The organism is Nocardia sienata NBRC 100364 (genome assembly GCF_001613205.1).
Lineage (GTDB): Bacteria > Actinomycetota > Actinomycetes > Mycobacteriales > Mycobacteriaceae > Nocardia > Nocardia sienata.
In genome coordinates this window covers 1-1,187 of the sequence record NZ_BDBX01000123.1, presented here as the reverse complement: position 1 = coordinate 1,187, position 1,187 = coordinate 1, and the positions used below count along the sequence as shown (strand labels likewise).

At 65.2% G+C, this 1,187-nt stretch carries 1 protein-coding gene; it reads right to left on the bottom strand.

Going from position 1 to position 1,187, the window contains the following annotated elements:
- Positions 1–1,119 (bottom strand): IS3 family transposase gene (locus NS4_RS31015; protein WP_157106358.1). Its coding sequence is split into 2 segments (ribosomal slippage), with 1,117 coding nucleotides annotated over them: positions 1–832 and positions 835–1,119; the frame shifts between segments, so codons are not numbered across the junction. This gene is flagged as partial in the annotation.
- Between the last annotated feature and the right edge of the window lie 68 nt (positions 1,120–1,187).

Here is a 1,187-nt window from a genome sequence, read left to right as displayed (position 1 = left end):
CCGGGGTCAACCGGCCGAGCCGGGTTTGGCGGCGACGGCGGTGGTAGGTGCGTTCGATCCAGGTCACGATCGCGATCCGTAACTGTTCGCGGGTGTCCCACCGCTGCCGGTCCAAGACGTTGCGTTGCAGCAGGCTGAAGAAGCTTTCCATAGCCGCGTTGTCCCCGGCCGCACCGACCCGGCCCATCGAGCCGGCCATCCGGTGCCGGTTCAACGCGTGAACGAAACGCCGGGATCGAAATTGAGAACCTCGGTCGGTGTGCAGAATGCAACCGGCGACCTCGCCGCGGCGGGCTACCGCGTTGTTCAATGCCGCGACCGCGAGTCTCGACTTCATGCGCGAGTCGATCGAGTAGCCCACGATCCGGCCGGAGAACACGTCCTTGACCGCGCAGAGGTAGAGCTTGCCTTCACCGGTGTGATGTTCGGTGATATCGCTGAGCCACAAGTGGTTTCGTGCTTGCGCGGTGAAGTCTCGTTTCACGAGGTCGTCGTGCACCGGCGGGCCCGGTCGACCGTTCTTGCCGCGCCGGCGTTTGCCGAACGCACTCCACCACCGATTGGCCGAGCAGATCCGCCAGGCGGTGCGCCCGGTCATCGGTTCACCGGATTCGGCGGCTTCGTCGGCCAGGAACCGGTAACCGAACTCCGGGTCGTCGCGGTGGGCGTCGAACAGGGCGTTCGCGCGGTAGGCCTCGGTGAGTTCGGTGTCGGTGACCGGCGCGGCCAGCCACCGGTAATAGGGTTGGCGAGCAAGGTTCAGTACCCGGCAGGTGACCGCGACGGGGATCCCGTCGGCGGCGAGCTCGCTCACGAGCGGGTAGAGCCTTTTCCCGGGAGATTGGCCTGGGACAGATATGCTGCAGCCCGGCGCAGCACCTCGTTCTCCTGCTCGAGCAAACGGTTGCGGCGCCGCAATTCCCGCAGCTCATCGGACTCGCTTCTGGTCGTTCCGGGCTTGGTGCCCTCGTCGATATCAGCTTGACGCATCCACTTCGTCAAGGTCATCGGGTGGATCCCGAAATCGGCGGCGACCTGGTCGACAGTCACACCTTCTTCACGGTTTCGGGCGACCCGGACCACATCGTCACGGAACTCCTGCGGGTAGGGCTTGGGCACGATGACATCCTTCCAGGCTCGCCTGTCGGCCAGCCAGATCGATGTCACCTATTCGTGCAGCAGCCCCC